The sequence below is a fragment of the Acinetobacter ihumii genome (assembly GCF_900625095.1).
Classification (GTDB): domain Bacteria; phylum Pseudomonadota; class Gammaproteobacteria; order Pseudomonadales; family Moraxellaceae; genus Acinetobacter; species Acinetobacter ihumii.
On the sequence record NZ_LR130760.1, the window covers coordinates 965574 to 984580 of the forward strand.

The 19007-nt window shown below is 40.5% G+C and carries 20 protein-coding genes and 1 pseudogene; 7 read left to right on the forward strand and 14 right to left on the reverse strand.

Annotated elements, in window-relative coordinates; genetic code table 11:
• Positions 1 to 104: 104 nt before the first annotated feature.
• The 5 genes from E0D95_RS04540 (at position 105) to E0D95_RS04560 (ending at position 4233) form a co-directional block, all read left to right on the forward strand.
• Complete coding sequence (locus E0D95_RS04540; RefSeq protein WP_228258889.1) at positions 105 to 1202, forward strand: alpha/beta fold hydrolase; 1098 nt, start codon at positions 105 to 107, stop codon at positions 1200 to 1202.
• Positions 1203 to 1205: 3 nt separating this feature from the next.
• Positions 1206 to 2078 (forward strand): NAD(P)-dependent oxidoreductase, encoded by an 873-nt coding sequence (locus tag E0D95_RS04545; RefSeq protein ID WP_130802775.1) that lies wholly within the window; start codon positions 1206 to 1208, stop codon positions 2076 to 2078.
• Positions 2079 to 2168: 90 nt separating this feature from the next.
• Positions 2169 to 2438: a YARHG domain-containing protein gene (locus tag E0D95_RS04550; RefSeq protein ID WP_130802776.1), complete on the forward strand. Its 270-nt coding sequence runs from the start codon at positions 2169 to 2171 to the stop codon at positions 2436 to 2438.
• Positions 2439 to 2474: 36 nt separating this feature from the next.
• Positions 2475 to 2888, forward strand: coding sequence for an HIT family protein (locus E0D95_RS04555; protein WP_130802777.1), 414 nt, complete (start codon positions 2475 to 2477; stop codon positions 2886 to 2888).
• A gap of 253 nt (positions 2889 to 3141) precedes the next feature.
• Positions 3142 to 4233, forward strand: a complete 1092-nt coding sequence (locus E0D95_RS04560; RefSeq protein ID WP_130802778.1) for a porin — start codon at positions 3142 to 3144, stop codon at positions 4231 to 4233.
• Positions 4234 to 4309: 76 nt separating this feature from the next.
• On the opposite strand, the gene tsaD is transcribed toward E0D95_RS04560, so the two are convergent.
• The gene (gene tsaD / locus E0D95_RS04565) at positions 4310 to 5326 is read right to left on the reverse strand and encodes a tRNA (adenosine(37)-N6)-threonylcarbamoyltransferase complex transferase subunit TsaD (protein ID WP_130802779.1); all 1017 of its coding nucleotides are present in this window, start codon (positions 5324 to 5326) and stop codon (positions 4310 to 4312) included.
• A gap of 146 nt (positions 5327 to 5472) precedes the next feature.
• On the opposite strand from tsaD, the gene rpsU reads away from it, so the two are divergent.
• Both rpsU and E0D95_RS04575 read left to right on the forward strand, forming a co-directional pair.
• Positions 5473 to 5688: a 30S ribosomal protein S21 gene (gene rpsU / locus E0D95_RS04570; protein ID WP_001136722.1), complete on the forward strand. Its 216-nt coding sequence runs from the start codon at positions 5473 to 5475 to the stop codon at positions 5686 to 5688.
• 31 nt (positions 5689 to 5719) lie between these two features.
• Positions 5720 to 6166 carry a GatB/YqeY domain-containing protein gene (locus tag E0D95_RS04575; RefSeq protein ID WP_130802780.1) on the forward strand — a complete coding sequence of 149 codons (447 nt, stop codon included), beginning with the start codon at positions 5720 to 5722 and terminating at the stop codon, positions 6164 to 6166.
• Between the two features lie 110 nt (positions 6167 to 6276).
• Here the strand turns inward: E0D95_RS04575 and E0D95_RS04580 are convergent, their stop codons facing one another.
• From E0D95_RS04580 to E0D95_RS04640, 13 genes and pseudogenes are all read right to left on the reverse strand, one after another.
• Positions 6277 to 6636: a hypothetical protein gene (locus tag E0D95_RS04580; RefSeq protein WP_130802781.1), complete on the reverse strand. Its 360-nt coding sequence runs from the start codon at positions 6634 to 6636 to the stop codon at positions 6277 to 6279.
• Positions 6637 to 6688: 52 nt separating this feature from the next.
• Positions 6689 to 7072 (reverse strand): annotated as a pseudogene (locus E0D95_RS04585) (GFA family protein).
• 23 nt (positions 7073 to 7095) lie between these two features.
• Positions 7096 to 8508 carry a M48 family metalloprotease gene (locus E0D95_RS04590; RefSeq protein WP_228258890.1) on the reverse strand — a complete coding sequence of 471 codons (1413 nt, stop codon included), beginning with the start codon at positions 8506 to 8508 and terminating at the stop codon, positions 7096 to 7098.
• 146 nt (positions 8509 to 8654) lie between these two features.
• Positions 8655 to 9614, reverse strand: a complete 960-nt coding sequence (locus tag E0D95_RS04595; RefSeq protein ID WP_130802783.1) for a 2-hydroxyacid dehydrogenase — start codon at positions 9612 to 9614, stop codon at positions 8655 to 8657.
• A gap of 153 nt (positions 9615 to 9767) precedes the next feature.
• On the reverse strand, positions 9768 to 10442 hold the full coding sequence (locus tag E0D95_RS04600) for a hypothetical protein (protein ID WP_130802784.1): 675 nt from the start codon (positions 10440 to 10442) through the stop codon (positions 9768 to 9770).
• Positions 10443 to 10533: 91 nt separating this feature from the next.
• Positions 10534 to 12423 (reverse strand): M48 family metallopeptidase, encoded by a 1890-nt coding sequence (locus E0D95_RS04605; RefSeq protein ID WP_130802785.1) that lies wholly within the window; start codon positions 12421 to 12423, stop codon positions 10534 to 10536.
• Between the two features lie 82 nt (positions 12424 to 12505).
• Positions 12506 to 14047 carry an amidophosphoribosyltransferase gene (purF, locus tag E0D95_RS04610; protein WP_130802786.1) on the reverse strand — a complete coding sequence of 514 codons (1542 nt, stop codon included), beginning with the start codon at positions 14045 to 14047 and terminating at the stop codon, positions 12506 to 12508.
• A gap of 24 nt (positions 14048 to 14071) precedes the next feature.
• Positions 14072 to 14659 carry a CvpA family protein gene (locus E0D95_RS04615; protein WP_130802787.1) on the reverse strand — a complete coding sequence of 196 codons (588 nt, stop codon included), beginning with the start codon at positions 14657 to 14659 and terminating at the stop codon, positions 14072 to 14074.
• A 3-nt stretch (positions 14660 to 14662) separates the two neighbouring features.
• A complete protein-coding gene (locus E0D95_RS04620; RefSeq protein WP_130804834.1) occupies positions 14663 to 15667 on the reverse strand; it encodes a quinone-dependent dihydroorotate dehydrogenase in 1005 nt (334 codons plus the stop codon).
• 90 nt (positions 15668 to 15757) lie between these two features.
• On the reverse strand, positions 15758 to 16237 hold the full coding sequence (gene gspM, locus E0D95_RS04625; protein WP_130802788.1) for a type II secretion system protein M: 480 nt from the start codon (positions 16235 to 16237) through the stop codon (positions 15758 to 15760).
• On the reverse strand, positions 16237 to 17376 hold the full coding sequence (gspL, locus tag E0D95_RS04630) for a type II secretion system protein GspL (RefSeq protein WP_130802789.1): 1140 nt from the start codon (positions 17374 to 17376) through the stop codon (positions 16237 to 16239). Before gspL ends, gspM begins: the two co-directional genes overlap by 1 nt.
• 23 nt (positions 17377 to 17399) lie before the next feature.
• The gene (locus E0D95_RS04635; protein WP_130802790.1) at positions 17400 to 17855 is read right to left on the reverse strand and encodes a SixA phosphatase family protein; all 456 of its coding nucleotides are present in this window, start codon (positions 17853 to 17855) and stop codon (positions 17400 to 17402) included.
• A gap of 66 nt (positions 17856 to 17921) precedes the next feature.
• On the reverse strand, positions 17922 to 18995 hold the full coding sequence (locus E0D95_RS04640) for an NAD(P)H-dependent glycerol-3-phosphate dehydrogenase (protein ID WP_130802791.1): 1074 nt from the start codon (positions 18993 to 18995) through the stop codon (positions 17922 to 17924).
• Positions 18996 to 19007 lie beyond the last annotated feature (12 nt).

Sequence of the window (19007 nt, forward strand, 5' to 3'; positions counted from 1 at the left end):
TGCCAATATTTTGAGCGTCTAGGGTATTTAAGGTCAAGGTAAAAGATCAAATTATCGCTTAGACTTCAGTCAAACTTTGTCGGATGAGGAAAAAAATGCAAAGAATGGAGTCATTTAAATCAGTTATCCATCAACAGCAGATTAAACTCAAGCATCTTTCAGCACGTATTTTCAACGAAAAATCACTTATTTTATCGCAAACCACCCCTTATCAAGTGATTGCGGAGTTTGAACAAACACAAATTCGTTATTATGCGGCCGCTCAAAAACGTTATAAAGAGCCATTGGTCTTTGTGGCTCCGCTTGCCATTAATATGGCGATTTACGATCTTTATCCTTATCGCTCTCTAATTCAATATTTTCAAGGGCATGGTTTTGACGTTTATTTGATCGACTGGGGACGTTTAACCTATCGCGACCGCCATCTCAATTTCTTATCTTTTATTGGTCAAGCCTTACCAAAATATATTCAAGTCATTCGTGAGCATTCGCAAAGCGATGAAATTTCACTGCATGGCTGGAGTATGGCTGGAATTTTTGTCTTGCTCTACAGTGCATTAAATCAGCCGAATTATGTTAAAAATTTGATTGTATTGGGCAGCCCGATTGACAGCTATGCCTCAGGACGTATTGGTAAGCTCTATGAATGGGTGCATAAAAATATTGATCGCAATAAGAAACTTCAGCAACGTATTTATAATGGATTACCAAAACGTTTCATTCATAGTCCGGGCATTTTAAATGCACTGGGTTTTAAAATTCTTGACCCGAAAGGCTGGATCGTCGGACATATCCAACTACTTAAAAATCTGGAAAATAAAAAACTGGTTCAGGAACATGCAACGCTTGGAAACTTTTTAAATAACATGATTGATTATCCCGGAGGCATTAATCAGGACATGCTATTTAATGTCTGGCTACAAAATCCACTTAAACATGGTTCAATTCAACTTAAAAATCAAATCATCGAATTAAAAAATATTCAATCTTCCTTATTGGTGGGCGCAGGTCGTAGTGACCAGTTGGTTACAGCAGACGCAGTAAAACCACTGACCCAATTGACAAAGAGTAGTGATGTCACGTTTACTCTAATTCCCGGTGGGCATTTAGGGCTCATGTCCAGTCAGGCCAGTTCAGAAGAATTTTGGCCAATGTTTAAAGATTGGTTAGCACAACGTTCAACACACATCAAAAATGAGTAGATTATGATTCAATCAGTTGCATTTATTGGTCTTGGCGCGATGGGTTATCGTATGGCATCGCATTTACCTAAACATTTCGATACAGTTTATGTTTGGAATCGAAATACCGATAAATCCAAGCAACATGCAACTGAATATGGGACTCAGGCTGTTGATCTGGCTCAAGCAGTACAAGCAGATATTATCTTTTCATGTTTGCCAACCAGCCATGATGTGGAAAATCTGATTCAGCAGGTGGAATTAAAATCAGGCAGTATCTGGGTTGACTGTACCAGCGGTGTGCCGGATTCAGCACGTACACTCTCTACACTTCTTAAAGCCAAAGGCGTTGATTATCTGGATGCACCCGTTAGTGGGCAAACCATCGGTGCCGATAATGCAACATTAACGGTGATGGTGGGTGGAGATCAGCTCGCTTTTGAAAAAGCATTACCTGCCATTCAGGCTTTTGGCAAACTCATCAAACATGTCGGTACATCTGGAGCAGGTTTTGCAGTAAAAGCCGTGAATAATATGCTGCTCGCAGTGAACTTATGGTCTGTTGCAGAAGGTTTTACGACCTTAAAAGCGCACGGTGTAAACTTAAATGAAGCCCTCGATTGTATTAATGCATCGAGTGGTAAAAGTGGTGTCACTGAAACGGTCTTGCCGCAGCGTATTTTAAATCGTAGCTTTCCTGTAACCTTCGGTTTACCACTATTGGCTAAAGATACAGGTATCGCACTGGATTTAATCCGTGAAGCCAATCTTCCTGCACCTGTGATCGCACTCACTCAAAGCTTAATTCAGGCTGCCAGTGCAACTGCCGAAGACAATAGTGACTTTTCGGCTGCCATAAAAATGTATGAATCATGGAGCAAAATAACAATTGAATAAGGATTGATCATTGCTTTTTATTGTAATACCCCTATATTTAGAAATAGGTCGTTACATTTATCGATACCGATTGAAAAAGAGGACACTCATATGAATAAGTTTGCTATTGTACTTTTTACTGGCATGATCACACTTGCTGGAGTTTCAGTGCATGCTGCAACACCTGAACAAGAGTGTAAACAGCTTCAGGATGACTCTAACCTTATCTATGCAGCAAAAGGTTTCTGCTTTAAAGATCCAGAAGCCAAGGCAAAATATGGCAATGAAAACTGTCATACCACCAAACCAAAATTTTCAGATAAAGAACAGCAACGTCTTGACCAGATTGCACAGCGTCAGAAAGAACTGAACTGTAAATAAGATAAAAACATAGTCAGATGTTTGAAGGATAGTAATATGACCTATGATGATCAGAATATTTTCGCGCGTATTATCCGTGGTGAACTACCAGCGATTAAGTTATATGAGGACGATCAAGTACTTGCATTTATGGACATTATGCCGCAAGCAGATGGTCATGCTTTAGTCATTCCTAAAGTTCCTGCGGTGACTTTATTGGATTTACCGCCTGAAGCTGCTGCCTATACCATTCAAATCGTACAAAAAGTGGCGCAAGCCATGAAAAAAGCACTGGATGTAGAAGGTATTGTATTGATGCAACTGTCTGGTGAATCTGCGGGGCAAACTGTTCCTCATGTACATTTTCACTTAATTCCAAGTTCAATTCATCAACTGGGTCGTCACGCCGCACAAATGGGTGATCAGGAAAAAATTAAACAACTGGCAGAGAAAATTAAAGCGCAACTTTAATTAGATCGTCATTCAACAAAAATGGAGCTTCGGCTCCATTTTTTATATAACAACAATAAAATCAATAACTAAAATTCACTCTATTTGATCATTTGTCACCAAACTGTCATGTGTTATTCACCCCTTTGTAACAAAGTTTATTGATACTGCTTAGCAAGTTGGTGAGCTTCTGTAATTTTTTGTACATAAGCAAACTTAAAAAAATAGTGAACTTAGGCATATGCCACTGAACTTGTGTTTTGGAGAAATCTCAATGAAAAAATTGCTTATCGCTGCCGCAGTATCAACACTTAGCATCACCGCAGCGCAAGCAGCGCCAACTTTGTACGGTAAACTTAATGTTACCTTAGACCAAGTTGATAATAACGATTTTGCAGGCAATGATGTCACTGCACTCAATTCAAATGCTTCACGTATCGGGGTAAAAGGTGAAGAAAAATTAACAGATAAAGTATCTGCGGTTTATTTGGCAGAATGGGCAATTTCGACAGATGGTTCAGGTTCAGATACCGACTTGAGCATGCGTAACCGTTTTCTGGGTTTAAAGTTCAATAAAATCGGGACACTAAAAGCAGGTCGTTATGATACTTATCTAAAAACTGCTGCTGGCAATAATCAGGATATCTATAACGATCACACGATCTTGGATATGACGGCTGTACTTCATGGTGAAGAGCGTTCAAACAATGCCATTGGTTTTGAAACAGACAAAGAGCTGATCGTACCGGGTTTACAATTTAACATCATGGCACAACAAGGTGAAGATTCTAAAACCGATAATACTGCCAATGGTCAGGAGGGTAAGCGTGATGGTTTTGGCGATGGAATCTCAACCTCGTTAACCTACGAAAATAAAGATTATGGCTTGGCTGCTGCCATTGCAGGCAATTTCGGGGTTGCAGGAAAATATAATGCTCACAGTCTTTCGGGCATTTACTCAGATGCAATCCGTATTACAGGATCATTTGATTTTGCAAAAGCTGGTGTAAGCGGTCTGGTATTGGGTGCTTTATGGCAAAATGCCCAACCTACTGATGATACTGTGACCACTGGTACGGGTACTGCTTTAAAATCATTTAAGGGCTTGGAAGAAGATGCTTATGCTATTACTGCTGCGTATATCATTCCGTCTACCCCATGGAAGATTAAAGGCGAATACCTGGAATCAAATACATCAGTCGATAATCAATCTCACCGTAAAATTTCTCAATATGGTTTAGGCGTAGACTATAATTTTAATAAACAAGCCCGTTTTTATGGCGTATTGGCTCAACAAAAACGTGATTGGGTATCAGACGATGACAAGAAAACCGTCGTGGGTGTAGGGATGGAATATAACTTCTAATCTCTAAATCGCGACCAAATAAAAGGGCACAATCAATGCGTTGTGCCCTTTTATTTTTTACTCAATTTTTTTAGTCTTATACTTCGTTTGGATTTTTTAATTCCGTCATCGGCCATCTTGGCGTCGTGGTCACTTCCAGACCATCATGCTGCCCCGCTTTTAAGCGTTCATAACCTGCAAATGCAATCATGGCACCATTATCTGTGCATAGCGCAGGCTCAGCGTAGTAGACTTGAGCCTTAATTTTTTTCAATGCTGTTTCTAATTGCTCACGTAAACGCAAGTTAGCACTCACACCACCTGCAATCACTAAACGTTTTAAACCTGTTTGCTTCAATGCCTTGACTGATTTTTTAGCTAAAGTATCGACAATCGCTTCCTGAAAGGATGCAGCAATATCCGCATCCCGATTTTCTTCACCCAATTTTTTAAGCTGAACCGAAACTGCTGTTTTTAAACCACTGAATGAAAAATCTAAACCTTGATGTAACATTGGGCGTGGAAAATCAAACGCTTGTGGGTTACCTTGCAAAGCGAGTTTTGCAATATTTGGCCCACCCGGATAAGGCAAATTCATCATTTTAGCGACTTTATCAAATGCTTCACCGGCTGCATCATCAATCGACTCACCTAATAGTTCATATTGTCCAATACCGTAGGCGGCCATAAGCTGCGTATGTCCACCAGATACCAGTAACGCGACAAATGGGAACTCGGGTGGTGTGGTAGACAAGAGAGGTGCCAACATATGACCTTCCATATGATGCACCCCAATTGCAGGCTTATCCAACGCTAACGCCAATGTACGTCCAAACAAGGCTCCTGTCATCAGTGCACCCATTAAACCTGGTCCACGTGTATAAGCGACTGCATCAATATCTTGCTTATTCAATTGACTTTGCTCAAGCAATTCATTCAATAATGGAATCAGTTTACGCACATGGTCACGTGAAGCCAGTTCTGGTACCACCCCCCCATATTCCGCATGAAGTTTAATTTGACTGTAAAGCACCTGTCCACGCAGTCCCTGCTCGCTGTCATAAATCGCCAAGCCAGTTTCGTCACAAGAGGTTTCCAAGCCTAAAACAATCATTAAAATGCCTATATTTTTACGACTAAAATTCTGCCAGAGCTATTATAGACTTGTGATATCAGTTGTAAATGAGTAAAATACTGACCTTCACTTGTCATCAAGGGCAATCCTGCGCTTGATGTTATCCATAATCTAGAGGATTTTACATGCCACAAGTTAAGTTGAAAGAAGGCGAACCAGTAGACGTAGCAATCCGTCGTTTCAAGCGTTCATGCGAAAAAGCAGGTGTTTTAGCTGACGTTCGTAAGCGCGAGTTCTACGAAAAACCGACTCAAGAACGTAAGCGTAAAAAAGCTGCTGCTGTTAAGCGTTACCAAAAGAAATTGGCACGCGAATCTGTACGTACTACTCGCCTTTACTAATTAATTTGTGATTGACTGTCTGGAAAATTAAATGACTACTTTGAAAAGCCAAATAACTGAAGTTTTAAAAGCAACTATGCGTGCTAAAGAAATGGACAAGTTAACGGTGATTCGTGGTTTACAGGCAGCAATTAAGCAAATCGAAGTCGATGAGCGCGTAGAGCTTGACGATTCGCAAGTTCTTGCGGTCATTGAAAAGCAAATTAAACAGCGTAAAGAATCGGTCAAAGCCTTTGAAGGCGCAGGCCGTGATGATTTAGCTAGTAAAGAACAAGCCGAAATTGAGGTGTTATCCCAATTTCTACCAGAAGCTATGACTGAGGAAGAGCTTGATTCTCTCATTGAGCAAACGATTGCTGCTCAAGGTGCTACTAGCATGAAAGATATGGGTAAGGTGATGAACTCTCTACGTCCGATCATAGCCGGACGTGCCGATCCTGCACAAGTTTCTGCCAAAATTAAAGCCAAACTCAGCTGATCTTTCTTATTCAACTTAGTTTTTCTTTTCTCTCTTTAAATCAATGTGATTGAATAGATTTCAACATTCACATGATTCGTCTATATTTATTTGATCTTTTCGTCAGTTTTTTACTGTAAATGACATTGAATATTATATTTCTTTAATATTTGCATTTCTTTGGATGCCAATACCTGATTAATAAAATCCTGTTTGGTCATTTTAGCGTAAGAAAGTGGCAAGTCAGATCGATATTGATCATTAACCTGGTATAAATCTTGCACATACTGATTCACAATGCCACAAAATTGTGTCTGCTGCACAGGCGTAAATTGTGTCTGCTGTGGATTAAGTGAACGTAAAAAATTACGCATATCTGTATTATAAGTATTTGAGATTTTCTCTACAGAACGGACGTAGCGTTCAGGTGGAGCTGCCAAAACGGATTGCCCCAAAATCATTAAACTCAACAATAAGGTGATCTTTTTCATAAATATAATCAATACAGTATTTCAGTTAAAAGAGAATTTAATGGCTTGCTTTTCATTCTTTAATCAAATGAATAAATGCAGGCTTATGTTCTATAAAATACTCTTCTGTTGGAGCTTGTATATGCCCCTGCTCTACGGTTCCTAAACGCAATCGAATTATTTCAGGTAAGTCCAAACGATAAGAATATATAGGGCTTGCACAAATTTTACATGATACACGTGCTTTTTGTGGCGTATGAAAGTATTCATGCAGATTCTCTTGACCTTGAAGTAATATAAAATCTTGCTTTTAAATAGGACTATTCCATCCACCTAGTGCACCCTGCGCCTGCTGACAATCCATACAATAACAAAGAATCGATTTTTCAATTATAGCATCATAACGGTATTGAACTGCTCCACATAGACATTTACCCCTTATATTTTTATTTTGCATATTTCTCACCTTTACATATTATCTTATATTTTAAGCAGTCGTTCTGACTGCATTTGTTTAAGTCGCTGATCAATCGTTGCACTCATCGCATTGTTGCCCTTTGCTAGACGCTGCGCGTGTAGCATTGATTTAATGGCATTTTCCTCATAACCCGACCAATATTCAACCTCAGCCCGATAACGCAACACATTGACCGTTCTTAAAGGTGATTGAGTATCGACATTGGCTGCTTGTTGTAAAAGCCGCCAGCCTTCGATATCTTTATTATTATGCTGAATAAATCGTTGTACCAGTTTTTGTGCTTCAGCACTTTTCCCTTGTCGAATCAAAATTTCAGCTAATTTATACGCTAAAGGGCGATTCTCAGGCATGGTACGCTGGGTATTAATAATGGCCTGATAAGCATCATCCAGTTTATTTTGATTTAAATAAATATCCGCTTGTAAAATGGTGATTAATGTATTGCTCGGGAAAGTTGTCTTAACTCCTTCCAGCATTTCCTGAGCTTTGGCATAGTCTCCCTGATTGTTATAAAAAGCACTCATCGCCAATTGGGCAGGTTTGTTATTTTGATTTACCTGAATCTGTAACAACTGTTCGGTGACCTGATGCGTTTCGACCAAGGTATACCATTTTAAAATCTGAAAATCAGGATCATAAAGTTTCGACTTTACTGTAGGAAACTGGTTAGCACGTAAGCGTGATTCGCTCATCCTTTCAGATGTCAATGGATGCGTCATCCAGAAATCAGGTAAATAGCTCAATCGGCTCATTGACCGATTCATCGTCTCAAAAAAATCTGCCATACTCTGCGGATTATAGCCAGCCGCATACATATATTGCATACCAATTCGATCAGCCTCGCGCTCCTGATTACGACTATAAGTCAATTGATTATCCATGAGAGCGGCTTGTGTACCTAACATCACTGCTGCACCAGCATCCGATTTGGTTTGTGCAGCAATGGCAGCCCCCACCAAAATACCCGCTAAAGCCAACAACCCTTGCCCCTTAAAGGCTTCCTGAGAGCGGCTATAATGGCGCTGACTGACATGGGCAATTTCATGTGCCATCACCCCTGCAACTTCGTCAATATTATGTGCAGATGCAATCAAACCCGAATTTAAAGCAAACAATCCGCCCGGAACCGCAAAAGCATTAATCTGAGGATCATTGACTACGACCATGCCAATGGGTTGTCCTAATTGAGTTTGACTCAATATCTGCGCAAAAACTCGAAAAAACTGATCCTCAAGCCAAGGATCATGCAAAACAGGCAATTGTCTTTGAACTTGGCGGTAAACTTTTTCCCCAATCATTTTTTCTTTTTGCTGGTCAATGAGTCCAACACCACTGCCAATTTCTGGCACTTCAATTTGCGTAGTGGCAGATTGATACAAATAATCGGAATGTGCCTGTGTAACTCCAGTCACCATGCTTAAAGCCAATACCGTTGCCACATGTTTCAAATCACGATCTCTCATCAAAAAATAAGGGATAATTGACCACAGAATCAATGATCAATTATCCCCAATATAGCACTGAAAATATGCGTAATTTGCAATAAAGTGTTATGGCAAATTTAGCCATTTACCAAGTATTGTGGTGTTCTACCTTCCAGTGCATCAACGAGATTTTTATATGCCAGTTTTGCCATTTTCAAACGTGTTTCCGCTGTTGCAGAACCAATATGCGGCAAGGTCACCACATTAGCTAAGTTGAATAATGGTGATGACTGTAACGGTTCTTTTTGATAAACATCCAGACCCGCCGCAAAGATTTTCTGCTGTTGCAAGGCATCAACTAAAGCCTCTTCATCCACTACTGAACCACGTGAAATGTTGACAAACACCGCATGTGATTGCATTTTTTCAAATTGAGCCTGCCCCATCAGTGCTTTAGATTCAGCATTTAAATCGACCGCAACTACCACAAAATCAGATTGGCTCAACAACTCATCCAAAGTGCAATAGCGTGCATTTAAAGGTTGTGCCAACTCCAACTTTTCACGGCGGTTGTGGTAAAGAATATTCATATTAAAGCCATAGAAACCACGTCTTGCTATAGCTGCACCAATATTGCCCAGACCAATAATACCCAGTGTTTTACCAAAAATATCCTGTCCAAACTGCGCAGGTCCTACAGTTCGCTTCCATTCACCGTTTTTTGTCCACCGATCCAGTTCAGGTACTTTACGTGCAGCACTGACCAATAAGGTAAAAGCCAGATCAGCTGTGGTTTCAGTGAGAACATGCGGTGTATGCGCTAACCAAATCTTTTTTTGGGTGAGGTAATCGACATCATAATTATCATAGCCCACACTAACCGTTGAGATAATTTTTAATTGCTGTGCTGGTGCAAGATTACTTTCATTCAATAAACGCCCTGCCCCTATCATGGCATCGGCATCGACCACTTCCTTGCGAATTTGCTCATTGATATCACCCTGCTTCGGATTTAAGAGTACGACCTGATAATCTTGTTCAAGTTGCGCCAAAACCGTTGAGTCAATTTGACTAAATACCACGACTTTCTTTTTCATTAGACGTCCTTATTGAATTGCTTAAATATCTAAAATCGGAGACATACCAAATGTCTTTCATCACTGTTTAACTCCTCTTTATTTTTCATTAAGAAAGAAATAAAAAGGACTTATAAAAGGAATCTACTGACTAAAATATCAAGAAAAGAGATGTTATGGGGTTAACATGAGTTGCCATAAACGGCGTTTGAGTAACGGCTGATCAATCATGTCTTGTAAACTTGCGAGTTGCATGACCTGAGCATGTTGAACCACCTCAAGTTCTCCTAAAATCACAATTCGCTTATCTGTCGCCAAAGCATCCAGAAACCCCTGAACATAGGTCTGCACGCCACGAGCATCGCGAAAATTCTCTAAAGGAAATGGCCATTTAAGTTCATTATAAACACCCGTTAAAGCAGCCTGAATATTGTGCCAAAGTTGCCGCTGTTGTTTAGATAATTGTGAACTTTCAACCATCAAAACCACTTGATCAAGACAGTACGCCTCTAATGTAAACTCAGTTTGAACTACAGCTAAATCTTGATTTTCAACATTTTTTACAGGTTGGAGCAATGCCGACGGAATATCCACATCCGTTTTGGACACATTGACTGCCGTCGTCTCTTCAATTGTCGGCTGAAGGGTCGATTTTAAGTCAGATATAGTTTTTACTGGGGAAATATTCGCGATTTGATCTAGAGTTGTATTATCATTATTCGTAGTTTTAATATCTGCAACTTGGTCACGCCAGAGGCTTGCAGTCTGTTTTTTTTGGCATGATACGGTTCGTGGAACCCACAGATCCACCCCCATTGCTGCCAAAATATTTCGCTGCTGCCCTGTCATCTTGATACGATCACCCCCATATTCAAAACCTATTCTACTCTGCTTTTTCCGCTTTTTCAGAGTTTTTAGCAAATCAGATTTTGAACGTAGTTTAAATAATCATGAGGGTGTTTTTCTTTTGCATTTGATCGACAATATCATCTGTTTTAAAGCCAAATCGCCAATACAATAGTTCTAAAACATCCAGCTCATCTTGGGTAATAATACGGTCACTCCATAGACACATTTCTGCAATTCCCAATATGCTAAGTCGATCACGTAATAATAGTCCTGCGCAATCATTTAAGATTTCTGCCAAATCAATCGGCTCATCTGAGATTTCCTGATACAACGCCATTTCTTCTAAAGTTAAAATATGGGTGAGGATACGATCACGCACTTCGAGTTGATTAGGGCTATTAATCTGTTGCACATGCAATAGCGCATCAATTAAACGTACAATTTGCGGTTTAACCTCTTCAATTGAAGTGGGCATATGTACTGGCATTAAATCCAGTTCAAACTTTACCCGCTCAAGTAACAAAGCATCCAGCAATCCCACTTCACCATCTTCCTGAATAATTAAGGCCAAACGCGTTAAAAATTGTCGGGCAATGGTCGCAGGAAGTGCGCCAATATTTTGGCAAGCCTCATGAAAAATTTGAACGTGAACACGACCATCCAGATATAACAAGGCATCAATAATCGCACGGCTGACTTGAGCATTTGATGGTACAAATTCACGGTATTGTCGAATCATCAAAATGGCAACCATCACTTCACGTGAGCCCGTTGCAGTTTGTAAAGCCCGTTGAATTAATTCAGGACGTTTAATATTCTGACGAATTTCAGCTTTAAGGGGTTTAATGGCATCATTTAAAGCAAAACTGATGGGAGATAAGCGCAATAATGGCAAAGGCTGTGGTGACACCCATGGCGTGTAGGCATTCCCATCCATTTCCTCAAGTGAACGAAACAAACTAAACAACGGTCGGTTACGTAATTTTTTTAAATTTTCAAGTTGCAGTTCCTGCAAAATACCCGGATTTAATTCATAAATGCGATCTTCAATACTTGGATGAATATTTAACCAGCTTTGCGGACTTAAAGAATTAGCAAAGCACATGTGCGCGATAGATTCAGAAAATACACTATGAATTTGTGAACCAGCATGATGCACATAAATTCTGAGTAGCGTCTGGGTATTGGCATTACTTTGAATCAGTTGCATGGTTTTATAATCATTTCTAAAAGTGCGTCCACTTAAAGTTAAGTATTTGATTAAACGTGTAATTAAAACACCCATGCTACCTAATAACCAAATCACTCCACCAAGAGCAATATAAAAAGTTTCAAACTTGCGCTGCTTATTTTTCTGATACGGCTTAAAACCACGTTTTGCAATACGACTTCCCAATTGGCTAAAGGTGATTAAACCACTATATAAAATTTTAAGTTTGGTATTTTCAACGGCTTCACCAGATAAAATTTGATTAAATTCATGACTTAACAAACCATAAAGTTCAACTTCATCCAGATTTTGTAAGGCTCCCCAAGTCAACATAATGACCACATTTTTTTGATCAAAACCTGCGGTAAGCGCATTTACACCGACTTCATCTGGCAATACATATAATATAGGGGTTTCAATTCCAAAACGCTCAGCCAACTGCTGTGAAAGTTTTAGTGCAGTGCTTTCTTCAGGTGTGCTCTCTAACAGCTCAAGGCGACGTCCTTTGAGCTGCTTCGCAAGAGAATGCCCTCCTTCACGCAATACATAAAGCTCATAACAGGCAGAGCTTGTTGCAATCGCAAATAATAAAATGATCAGATACGGACTTAGACTGTGCCATAAAATCGATTGGCTATAGTCAAAATAATGGACTAAAAGTCCAAGGGTAATATTTAAAATAAATACTGTCAGCAGCATTGCGACCAAACACATGCTGGCAGACCACATCATATTTTTATTTTCAACCAGATAATGACTGACTTCTTTCAATGTAAATATGTCCTGATTACATTGTTGCCCCATCATAAATTAAAAAAGCGGGAAAAACCCGCTTTTTAGTGAAGAATTTAGCTTACAACTCTTCTTTAATTCCAGTCAAATCCACTGAAGCAGCATCGATATTGACATCAATATAGCCATCCTGCCCTTTCTTTGCAGTGTCATTACGCTGACGCTCAAGATTTTCAAGATAAGCTTGATCAATACCACCCGTCACATATATCCCGTCAAACACTGAACTATCAAATTCAGTTAAATCAGGAACCTTACTGGTACGAACAGCATTTTTAAGATCTTCAAGATCCTGAAAAATAAGACGATCTGCACCAATAATATCCTGAATTTCTTCAACACTCCGTTGTGAAGCAATCAATTCAGCTTTGGCTGGCATATCAATTCCATACACATTTGGATATTTCACCATTGGCGCAGCCGAAGCGAAATATACTTTTTTGGCACCCGAATCACGCGCCATTTGAATGATTTCGTTACATGTCGTACCGCGAACAATTGAGTCATCGACAAGTAGTACATTTTTGCCTTTAAATTCAAGTTCAACTGGATTCAGTTTCTGGCGTACTGATTTTTTACGTTGTTGCTGACCGGGCATAATGAAGGTACGGCCGATATAACGGTTTTTCATAAACCCTTCACGGAACTTCACACCTAAAATATTCGCCAGTTCAAGTGCCGAAGTACGACTGGTATCTGGAATTGGAATCACCACATCAATATCGTGCTCTTCACCCCATTCACGCAAAATTTTATAGGCCAGTTTTTCACCCATTTTCAAACGTGCTTTGTACACTGAAATACCATCAATAATGGCATCTGGACGTGCAAAGTAGACGTATTCAAAAATACATGGACGATGATGCGGTTCAGCCGCACATTGTTGGGTGAAAAGCTCACCTTTATCATTAATAAATATCGCTTCACCTGGCTGAATATCACGCTCAATCTTAAAGCCAAGTGCGGTAATCGCAACGGATTCAGATGCAATGATGTATTCGGTACCCTGTTCTGTTTCACGCGATCCATAGATGAGAGGACGAATACCATTCGGATCACGAAAACCAACTAGACCATGACCCGTGATCATCGCCACCACACCATAAGCCCCTTTACAACGCTCATGGACACGTTTCACTGCATGAAAAACATCTTCTGCACTCGGGTTTAAAGTGCCACTTTTTTGTAGCTCATGCGCAAATACATTCAGCAGAACTTCAGAATCAGAATCGGTATTCATATGGCGCAAATCTGTTTTAAACAGATCATCATGAATATCAGCAGCATTGGTCAGGTTGCCATTGTGCGCGAGCGTAATACCGTATGGCGAGTTTACATAAAACGGCTGGGCTTCTGCGCTGCTTGCCGAACCTGCGGTAGGATAACGCACATGACCGATGCCATAATTACCAATCAGGGCACGCATATGGCGAGTATGAAATACATCACGCACCATGCCGTTGTCTTTGCGCAAAAATAGACGACCATTATGGCAAGTCACTATTCCAGCCGCATCTTGTCCACGATGTTGCAACATCGTTAATGCATCAAATAACATTTGGTTAACTGGCGCCTTACCGGCAATACCAACTACTCCACACATAGCAACCTCGCAGACAAGCTAGGATTAATAAAAAGGATTTTGGGTTGAATGACTGGAGCGATCTTTTACTGGATCTGATTCAGCCATTTCTTTTGAAGGGCGATGAAACACACTCCCTTCAGATGTCACATGTTGCATCGCCTCATTTGCAGCATCTTTCGATAACTCTGTGGCTAATGGCGCATAAGGTAATAAAACCTGAACAAATTTGGACTGTTTCCAGTGAGGTGAACTTTCTACCCACGGCCCAAGCCCTTGCATGGTAATCAGCACAATTAATAAACCTTTTAACGTGCCAAATGCACCGCCTGCCAAACGATTGAGCGGTCCCAAACTCATGCTTCTTAGCATTAGATTGAGTAAACCCGTGACGATCCAGGTCAGTACAATAATTATGAGCACAATAAATGCAAAGGCAGCAATTTTTTGCACGACTGGATCATGACTCAATACCACCATGCTTGGCGCTAAAAAGTTTGCATATTTCGCGCCAACAATTAACGCCAATATCCAACCAATCAAGTTCGCAAAGGCTTTTACGAATCCTTGTCGCAAACCGTTTAGCCCTCCAATGAGCAGGAGTATCAGAATAATGATATCCAGTGTATTCATCACTTAGTTGAAAGCACTCACGCAATCTTTTATCAGGGTTGGACCTGTATATATGAGGCCACTATAAATTTGTACAAGGCTGGCCCCTGCATCTTTTTTTGCAAGCGCATGTTCACCCTGAGTAATGCCACCAACGCCAATCAGAGGAATTTGTCCATTTAAACATGTCGCAAACTGGCGCAGGCATTCCGTACTCTTTTCAAATACTGGCGCACCAGATAAACCGCCTGCTTCATTGCCATAAGGCAAATTCTCTACACCAATACGCGCTAAAGTGGTGTTGGTCACAATGAGTCCATCAATTTTAAACTGCAATAATTGCTTTGAAATAAATTCGATATCTTCTTTGGTCAAATCAGGTGCAACTTTTAAAACCAATGGAACATAATGATGATATTGTTCTGCTAACTCTAACTGACGTTGTTTTAGGGTTTGCAATAATTCGGTGAGCGCATCACCGCTTTGTAAGCTACGCAAATTTTTAGTATTGGGTGACGAGATATTGACCGTAATATACGAAGCGTAGTGATAAACTTTTTCCAGACAGATCAGATAATCATCGACTGCGTTTTCAACAGGAGTATCGGCATTTTTGCCAATGTTAATGCCTAAAATACCTTTAAACTGAGATGCTTTGACATTTTCAACGAGCTGATCGACACCCTCATTATTAAAACCCATCCGATTAATAATGGCTTTTGCTTCTGGAATACGAAATAGTCGTGGTTGTGGATTACCTGCTTGTGGACGTGGAGTAATGGTTCCGATTTCAATAAAACCAAAGCCCAGACCTGCTAACGCATCAATATAAGCACCATTTTTATCCAGACCAGCCGCCAAACCGACTGGATTTGGAAATTCAATGCCCATGCAAGTTACGGGCTTAGGTGCAATACGCTGGCGCGATAATCCTATTTTATGTGTAGATTTGAGTAATGATAAGGTCAGTTCATGTGCACGCTCAGGCGACAAAGAGAACAACAACGGGCGAGCAAGCGAATATAACATATCTATCAAGTCTACTGCTTTTTCAGGTAGGCATATTATAGGCATAGGTATACTAAAACACCATGCTTAGCGACCTTTTATTTTAAAACCTTACTGCACTATTGCCGTTAATTTAATCTGGTTATTACTCGACACCATATCCATTTTTTTTATGGATAAACCCATTTGTGCCAGTTGTGTTACAAAGTTAGCCAAGACTGCATAATTTTGATGTTCTGCAACAATTTGCAATTGCTCCCCCATTTGCTGAGACGCGATTGTTAATCCTTGTTGTTGTGAAACACGTTGCACTTTTTCAGCCGCACTTAATTGAGTGTCTGAAGCAGGTTTCATGGTCGCTGCATTACCTTGCATCCAGACCATCAAGTCTTTTAAGCCATTGAGACGTTTTTGCTGCTGATCAGCCAGACTATGCATTTTCCACAGAGAGAAACCAATCAGTGTAACCACAACAAGAATACTGGCGAAAATGACCATATAACGTTCGCGTGCAGACATCTGTTGTAACGCATCAATCATACGTTCAACTTTTTGATCTATAGACTGTTGTACTCGAGTAAAGCCATTCATTATTGTAATTTCACCATTCCAATTGCCCCTGCACCGTCTGCCTGTACATTCCCCAGTTGCGCTTTAAAGCCCTGTTGGTTGAGTTGTTCTGTAAGGGCCTGTAAATCATTCGCCGAATTTGCTTTTAAGGTCATACTCAAGGAAGATGACTCATAACTCAGTTGCTGCGCCACAATTTGACGCTGCATTAAAATCGGTCCAACCCGACTTAAAAGATTTAAGACCGTGATATCCCCATTTTGGCTCATGCGAAGCTGGCTCTCAAACATACTTTTTAGATTTTGTTCAGTCACTCGGCTATTGGCCCCAAACCAGTATTTATATTGATCAACGGCCTGCACAGCAGTTTGATTGGCCAATTTTTTGAGCTTTATCCAGCGCAACGCATCATAACTGAATTGAACAATGAAAATAGCGAGTAGTACCGCAACACAAGCTTTCCAATACCCAGAAACCTGAGTCTCATTTTTACTTTTGGGTAGAACATTAAAGGGATGCTGTTTTGGCTTTTGAATTTTTTGAAATTGATAATCAAAAGGTTGGCGAGTTTCTGCTGTGGAGACGTTGGCCAGATCATCGAGTTGTTGTGCAGTCAAATTACTATAATGATAGAACGTATCAGCAGGTTGAAAACCGAGATAAACCGCCAAATCATCAATTGCCATTCCTTTATTGCTGTTTTCACGCACCAAGGTTTGACCATGTAGATGCGCAATATTCACTTTACCCTGTTCGGGTATTGGCAATATCAGAAAATCAGGCAATAACGCGACCAGTTTAATCGGTAACAAATTTAAGGCATGTTGCCATGTTTCAACCTGATTTTGTGCCACAGCCAATATCGTAAGCTGAGCTGGCGATTCAAAGTGTTGAACCACTCGCATATGATCAATGGGTAAGGTGACATACTCTTCCATGAGATATTTCACACCATCTGTGCCCAATTGCTTCACATGAGCTTTGCTCATTGGTTGTTGTAAAATCTGAATATGGCGACTAGAAAAGAAAACGACCGTTTCTTCACCCTGATGTACTTGCAAATCATGAATGAGCTGTTCAAGGCTGGAAGCCTGTAACCAATTTTCACCTGTTGACCAAAACCAAGCCCCATTGGCTTCAGGCATCCATAAATACAGCATAAATTGTCAGTACCGTGTTTTCGTTATAGCGTAGGTATAAAATGATGTTCTTGTGTTGACAATCCATTGGCAATCACACTTTGGCGGTAAATACGTGCTTCAGCCAAAGCAAAAGGGTTAAAGTTTTCATGTGTCAATTGTTCAGCAATATGCCCCACAACATTCATATGACAAACCACCACCACAGATTCAAATGGAAGTTGAGACAACCAGTCAATCGCATCTTTCGCATCATCATCAGGTTTGATCTTATCACAAAGCAAAACAGGAACATCAGCAAAATATGTCTGAATATGACCAAGTGTTTCTTGCGCACGAAGTAAAGGACTGACCACAAACACTTCAGGTTTCACGATATCCTTTAAGTATTGTGCTGTCTGTTCAGCCTGAGCATGTCCCAAAGCAGTTAAAGGACGTTTGATATCATTACCATCTACGGGCGGTGCTGCCTCGCCATGACGAACTAGAGTCAGTTGCATATCCATTCCTTATTCATCTTTGTTTATAATAACAAGTCTTTATGACGGTTTTGATTCAGTCGCCAGTTATACTTGATGATGTGGTAATACAAACTCAACATCACTACGATGTCCATTTTTCATGAGAGAAAGCGCAATATTTAAAGGCGGCGCACCTTCAAAAATCACCTCATATAAAGCATTGGTAATTGGCATGTAGACATCCAGCTCTTGCGCACGTTTACGCACTTGCACAATAGTATTGATGCCTTCTGCGGTTTGCCCCAACTCTGTGGTCGCCTGCTCAAGTGTTTTACCTGAACCTAAGGCAAAACCAACTTGGTAGTTACGACTAAGTGGACTATTACAGGTCGCAAATAAATCACCCACCCCTGAAAGCCCTAAAAAAGTCAAAGGATTCGCACCCAATTCGACAGCAAAACGGCTCATTTCTGCCAAAGCACGGGTAATAATCATACTCTTGGTATTTTCACCAATATTATAAGCCACCGCCATTCCCATCGCGACAGCATAAATATTCTTCAGTGCACCACCTAACTCCACACCATGCACATCATCACTCCCAAAGACACGAAATAATGCACTATGTAAGGCGTGTTGTACCGCATAACGTACTAACTCAGAATGACTGGCGATTACAGTTCCAGAAGGCATACCTGCCATAATCTCTTTCGCGAGATTTGGCCCAGATAGCACGCCATACGGTACTTCTGGCAACTCTTCACGAATAATATCGCTCATAAAACTAAAAGTATCGGCTTCAATGCCTTTGGTCAGTGAAATTACTGCCTGAGACGTAATAAACGGAGCAATTTGTTTAAGTACATTTCGGAATGAATGGCTAGGAATTGCAACCAAAATAATGTCTCGATTACACACAGCTTCTTCAAGGTCACACACCGCACGCAAACCCGTTTCAAGTGTAAAATCTGCAAGATAACGTTTATTGACATGACTCTGATTGATATCATCTGCCGCATCCTGATCACGAATCCAGATCATGGTATCGCAGCCGTTACGCACTGCCAGATTAGCCATGGCCGTACCAAAGCTACCGCCCCCCAATACCGTAATCCGAAGTGCTGTTTTTTGATCTACCTCAACAGGTTTAACCAGATCTGAAAAATTTAATTCCGTCATGTGCTTTTCATT

Coding starts and splice junctions, on each gene's coding strand:
- E0D95_RS04560 (WP_130802778.1), top strand. CDS start 3,142: ATGAAAAAATTGCTTATCGCTGCCGCAGTATCAACACTTAGCATCACC.
- rpsU (WP_001136722.1), top strand. CDS start 5,473: ATGCCACAAGTTAAGTTGAAAGAAGGCGAACCAGTAGACGTAGCAATC.
- gspL (WP_130802789.1), bottom strand. CDS start 17,376: ATGCTGTATTTATGGATGCCTGAAGCCAATGGGGCTTGGTTTTGGTCA.
- E0D95_RS04540 (WP_228258889.1), top strand. CDS start 105: ATGGAGTCATTTAAATCAGTTATCCATCAACAGCAGATTAAACTCAAG.
- E0D95_RS04615 (WP_130802787.1), bottom strand. CDS start 14,659: ATGAATACACTGGATATCATTATTCTGATACTCCTGCTCATTGGAGGG.
- E0D95_RS04635 (WP_130802790.1), bottom strand. CDS start 17,855: ATGCAACTGACTCTAGTTCGTCATGGCGAGGCAGCACCGCCCGTAGAT.
- E0D95_RS04590 (WP_228258890.1), bottom strand. CDS start 8,508: ATGGTGACTGGAGTTACACAGGCACATTCCGATTATTTGTATCAATCT.
- gspM (WP_130802788.1), bottom strand. CDS start 16,237: ATGAATGGCTTTACTCGAGTACAACAGTCTATAGATCAAAAAGTTGAA.
- E0D95_RS04555 (WP_130802777.1), top strand. CDS start 2,475: ATGACCTATGATGATCAGAATATTTTCGCGCGTATTATCCGTGGTGAA.
- E0D95_RS04545 (WP_130802775.1), top strand. CDS start 1,206: ATGATTCAATCAGTTGCATTTATTGGTCTTGGCGCGATGGGTTATCGT.
- tsaD (WP_130802779.1), bottom strand. CDS start 5,326: ATGATTGTTTTAGGCTTGGAAACCTCTTGTGACGAAACTGGCTTGGCG.
- E0D95_RS04620 (WP_130804834.1), bottom strand. CDS start 15,667: ATGTTATATTCGCTTGCTCGCCCGTTGTTGTTCTCTTTGTCGCCTGAG.
- E0D95_RS04640 (WP_130802791.1), bottom strand. CDS start 18,995: ATGACGGAATTAAATTTTTCAGATCTGGTTAAACCTGTTGAGGTAGAT.
- E0D95_RS04600 (WP_130802784.1), bottom strand. CDS start 10,442: ATGACAGGGCAGCAGCGAAATATTTTGGCAGCAATGGGGGTGGATCTG.
- E0D95_RS04575 (WP_130802780.1), top strand. CDS start 5,720: ATGACTACTTTGAAAAGCCAAATAACTGAAGTTTTAAAAGCAACTATG.
- E0D95_RS04580 (WP_130802781.1), bottom strand. CDS start 6,636: ATGAAAAAGATCACCTTATTGTTGAGTTTAATGATTTTGGGGCAATCC.
- E0D95_RS04595 (WP_130802783.1), bottom strand. CDS start 9,614: ATGAAAAAGAAAGTCGTGGTATTTAGTCAAATTGACTCAACGGTTTTG.
- E0D95_RS04550 (WP_130802776.1), top strand. CDS start 2,169: ATGAATAAGTTTGCTATTGTACTTTTTACTGGCATGATCACACTTGCT.
- purF (WP_130802786.1), bottom strand. CDS start 14,047: ATGTGTGGAGTAGTTGGTATTGCCGGTAAGGCGCCAGTTAACCAAATG.